Here is a 4,818-nt window from a genome sequence, read left to right on the forward strand (position 1 = left end):
GTTGCGGCGGCGGTTTCCGGGGTGGTGAGGGTGAGGGCGGGTGCGGCGTGGAGGAGGGCGTCGCGGGCGGCGGTCAGGGCGCGCAGACGGGGGACGTCGACGCCGGGCGGGCCGCCGTGGAGGCCCTCCACCAGGTGGAAGAGCCGGTCGACGGCGTGGTCGAGGACGGTGCCGAGCAGCGGGTCACGGGCGGTACCGAAGACGCGGTCATGGCGCCAGAGGCCCAGGACCACGGCGAGGGCCCGCCCGAGGGGGCCGGGGTCGGCGGTGGTACGGATCCGGTGGGCGAGGCCGTCCAGGAGGTCGCGGGAGAGGGTTCCGGCTCCGCAGAGGACGGCGTCGAAGAGGAGGGCGGCGGTCGTCCCGGCGTCGGCGGCTGTACCGGTGTCGCGGAGGCGGCGGGCGAGGAGGGCTGTGGCGGCCTCGTCGGGGCGGGCTCCGTAGGCGCCGGCCTCGGTCAGTGCGGCGTCGCGGCCGGTGCGGGGGCGGGGTTCCCAGGTTTCGTGGTCGCGGGGGTCGGCTCCGTGGTCGGGGCCGGTGAGGCGGGTGTGGCCGGGGATGCCGAGGACGCGCAGCCGGTGGAGGAAGCGGCTGCGTTCGAGCCCTCGGGGGTCGGTGAGGTCGAGGTCGAGGGTGCGGTCGCCGTCGAGGCCGAGGCGGATCTCCTCGGCAGTCACGTGGTGGACCAGGGGTGGCAGCGGGGTGTCGGGGTGGAGGCGGCCGGTGCGGTCGCCGGTGCAGGCGACGACCGTTTCGACGACGGCGGGGTGGGCGCCGGGCCTCAGGGGGCCGTCGGTGTTCCAGGGGAGCGGCTGGTCGAGGTCGTCGGTGATCAGTGCGGCGGCGAGGCCGTCCAGGACGTCGACGCGGGCGGGGCGGGGGTGTCCGCGGAGGGCGGCGAGGCCTTCGGTGAGGGTGTGGGCGGAGATCAGGGCGGCGGTGGAGACGGGGAGGCGGCGGGCGCGGAGCCGTTCCACGACGGTGCGATGGAGGGTCTTCGCGGCCGCGCCGGGACCTTCGTCCCACAGGTGCTGGTAGTAGCCGGGGGACGGCATGCCGGACTGGTAGCCGGCGAAGGCGTCCATCTGGCGGAAGGAGTAGGGCACCAGGAAGCTGCCGCCCGCAGCCCCGTCGGGCGGGACGGGCACCGGGGGCCATGCGGCGGGTTCCGCGCCCGGAGACGTGCCGGGGGCGGCGGTGAGGGCGCGCAGGGCGGGCTGGTGGAAGCCGCCGGTCACCACCAGGACCGGCCGGCTGCCGGCGTGTGCGACTGCGGCACGGACCCAGGAGGCCATGTACTGCTCGCGGGCGCGGTCCCCGTCGTCGGCCTCGGTGTCGCCGCGCACCAGGGCGAAGTAGGCGTCCAGGCGGTCCTGCAGGCCGTCCGGATCGGCGATCTCGAAGAGGCGGTCCCACAGGGCGTCCACGGTGTCGACCCGGTAACGGGCGCGGAGCCGTTCGGTGGCGCGACTGTAGCGGGCCTCGGCGTCGGCGTAGCGGTTGGCTGCGCCGTCGGGGCGGTCGGTGAAGGCGCGGTGCCAGGCGGGCAGGTCGATGAACCGGACCTCGGCGCCCGCGGTACGGCCCTCGGTGAGTGCCACCCATTCCGGGGAGTACGCGCACAGCGGGGTCCAGGAGGTGGCGACCCGTTCGGTGCCGCGGTAGTGGCTGAAGACGGCGATGGGCAGTTCGTGTCCGAGGAGCAGTTCGCCGATCCGGTCGTTCATGTCGGCGGGGCCCTCGACCAGGACGTGTGCCGGGCGCAGTTCGCGGATCGTGCGGCGAACGAGGCCGGCGCAGGCCGGTGAGTGGTGGCGCACCCCCAGGAAGGTGACGCGGGCGGTGCTCACCGTTGGTCCAGCAGGTGCCGGGCCTCGTGGAGGGCCTGCCACTGGGGACCTCGGCGCAGGCGGGCCTGCTGTTCGAGGAAGCGGCGCAGGCGGGCGAGGTCCTCGGGACTGTCCTTGGCGGCGGTGCCGGCGAGACAGGAGACGATGTCGGCGGCGTTGCCGGCCTCGCCGCGCAGGAACCAGCCGCGCAGGCCGACGGCGTGGGCCGTGGAGACGGCTTCGGCGGTGCTCATCACCGCGGAGGGCCGGTCGTCCTGGCCGGGCGCGCCGCGCAGTTCGCGGAAGGTACCGACCAGTACCTCGAGGACGTCCCGGTCGGGTGCCCGCTCGACTCCGGACTCGCGGAGCAGGGCGGTGGACTCGGCTTCGACGAGGGCGAGTTCGGTGTCGAGGTCGGGTATCGGGAAGACGGTCTCGAAGTTGAAGCGGCGTTTGAGCGCGGCGCTCATCTCATTGACGCCGCGGTCGCGGGTGTTGGCGGTGGCGATGACGTTGAAGCCCTGGCGGGCGAAGACCATGCCGTCGTCGCCGTCGAGTTCGGGGACGGCGACGACGCGTTCGGAGAGCAGGGAGAGCAGGCAGTCCTGGACCTCGAGGGGGCAGCGGGTGATCTCCTCGAAGCGGACGATGCGTCCCTCGGCCATGCCGCGGAGCATGGGGGCGGGCACCAGGGAGCGGCGGGAGGGGCCTTCGGAGACCAGCAGGGCATAGTTCCAGGAGTACTTGATCTGGTCCTCGGTGGTGGCCGCGCCGCCCTGCACAGTGAGCGTGGAGGTGCCGCTGACGGCTGCCGCGATGAGCTCGGAGAGCAGCGACTTGGCGGTGCCGGGTTCGCCGACGAGCATCAGGCCCCGGTTGGTGGCCAGGGTCACCAGGGCCCGTTCGACGAGCGAGGGGCTGCCGACGAACTTGCGGCTGATGCCGGCGTCGGGGTCTCCGACCACGAAGCGGAGGGCGGCACGGAGGCTGAGCTGCCAGCCGGGCGGCCGCGGGTCGGTGTCCCCGGCGCGCAGCTCGGCGAGTTCGTCGGCGTGGCGCACCTCTGCGGGCGGACGCTGCAGGCGGGGCGGGCGCGGATCGCTCACTGTGGTCATGGCGGGGCTCACTTGGCGGTGATGTCGGTCAGGTCGGCGAGGATCTCGGAGGCGATGACGGGGTCGATCTCGCCGAGGCGGTGCGGGTACGTGTGGCTGCCCCAGTAGTCGCCGGGGGCGGTGTCGATCCATATGGTCTCGAGGGTCTGGTCGGGGAACGCGTCGACCATGCCGACGGCGATGCCGTCGTCGAGGGCGATGACGAGGTGGCGGTCGCGGGCGATCGGGCGGGAGAACCAGCGTTCCACGCCGTTGTCCTCGGGCGTGCCGCGTTCCCAGCCGCGCTTGGTGAGGCCGAGGAGTTTGCCGACGGGGACGGTGGCGCCCTCGAAGCGGGTCAGCCGGTGGCCGGTGGCCTCCGCGTCGGTGAAGGCGTGCACGGGGCGCCCGAGCTGCGGGAAGGGCTGGAGGATCTCGTAGTCGGCGAAGAGGTCGGCCCAGGCCTCGAGTTCGTCTCCCAGACGGAGGGGGTGGGCGAGGCGCACGGTGGCGTCGGCGGGGAGGGTCCATGCGTCGTCGTGGACGTCGGCGAGGGTGAGGTCCTCGGCGACACGGAACGCGGTCACCATGCCGTCGCGGTCGCCGAGCCAGACCAGGCGGCGCACCAGGTGGCGCAGAAGGGGGTGTTCGACGAGCAGTTCGCGGAACTCGGCGGCGGCCCAGGAGCGGCCGGTGACCATGGCGGCCTCCAGGCGGCGCAACTGGTCGGAGGCGATGGTTCGGACCTCCTTCTTGAGGGCGGCGAACCGCTTGCGCTCGGCGGGGGCGAGTTCCGGGTCGTCCTTGACGCCCGGGGCCGGCAGGGCCTTGCGGAGCTTGCCGGTCTCGTCGCGGACACAGGGGCGGAGCTGTTCGTCGAAGGTGACGGTGAAGCGGCGCGGGCCGTAGTCGATGACGGTGCTGCCGTCGTCGGCGAGGCCGAGGTCGGGGACCAGCCGGTCGGCGAGCTGGTCGGTGGTGAGGCCGAGCCCTTCGGCGACCTCGTCGATCTTCTCCCGGGCTCGCTTCTTGAGGGCCTTGAACGGCACACGCTGGGAGATGCCGTGCAGATGGCGCAGGGCGGTGTCGGTGCCGATCGCAGCGAGGACGGTGAGGCCCTCGACGGCCCGGTGGTGGGCGTTCTCACCGGGCCAGGCACGCACGAGGGGGGTGAGACGGCGGACGGTCTCGTCGTCGCCGAGGAGGCCGAGGGCGTGGAGGGCCCAGCTGTCCTTGGCCGGCATGCCGTGGAACCGCCACGTCTCGAAGAGGGCCCAGGCGAACTCGGCGAGGGAGCCGGCGTCGCAGTGCTCGGTGACGGTGGCGAGGCCGGGGTAGACGTCACCGGGCTTGGAGATCTGCAGCATGGTCGTCACGTGACGGGCCGCGTCGTCGGGCAGGGCGCCGCGGCCGCCGGTGAGCCGGATCTGCGGGAACAGGGCGGGGTCGGTCCAGGTGCAGGGGGAGGGCATCCTCGCCGGGAGGGCGGCCTCCAGCGGATCGCCGGCGAGGAGGTCGGCGACGATCTCCTCGGCCTCGGCGCCGTAGCCGGCTGCGGTCTCCCGCACGGCCTCGGCGCCCACCTCCGCGGCGAGTTGCCGCAGGGCGTGTTCGGCGTGGGTGCGGGGCCTGCCCGCCGGGCCGACGGCGTCGGGAACGAGGAAGGCGGCCGCGGCCCGGCCGTGGCGGCGGAGCCAGGCGAGAACCGTGGGCCTCAGCGACTGACGGCGCACCAGCCACTCGGCCATCTGCCGGGCCACCTCGACACTGCGGTAGGGCAGCAGCAGGCCGCCGGCGGTGGCCGGGTGGCGGGCGGCGAGCCGGCTCAGCATCGGCAGGGCGTACAGGCCGTGGCGGGCGGCGGCGGGGCCGAGGGGGGTCTCGGGGTCCCCGAC

At 74.2% G+C, this 4,818-nt stretch carries 3 protein-coding genes; all 3 read right to left on the reverse strand.

The features are described from left to right. Positions 1-1,850: DUF5682 family protein (locus tag B7767_RS40230; protein ID WP_085576238.1), on the reverse strand; the 1,850-nt coding region annotated here is incomplete at its 3' end. Continuing rightward, a complete protein-coding gene (locus tag B7767_RS40235) occupies positions 1,847-2,944 on the reverse strand; it encodes an AAA family ATPase (protein WP_085576239.1) in 1,098 nt (365 codons plus the stop codon). The genes B7767_RS40230 and B7767_RS40235, both read right to left, overlap by 4 nt. An 8-nt stretch (positions 2,945-2,952) precedes the next feature. Further along, a partial coding sequence (locus B7767_RS40240; RefSeq protein ID WP_143652928.1) for a DUF4132 domain-containing protein occupies positions 2,953-4,818 on the reverse strand: 1,866 nt, incomplete at its 5' end.

Source organism: Streptomyces sp. 13-12-16, assembly GCF_002114215.1.
GTDB lineage: Bacteria > Actinomycetota > Actinomycetes > Streptomycetales > Streptomycetaceae > Streptomyces.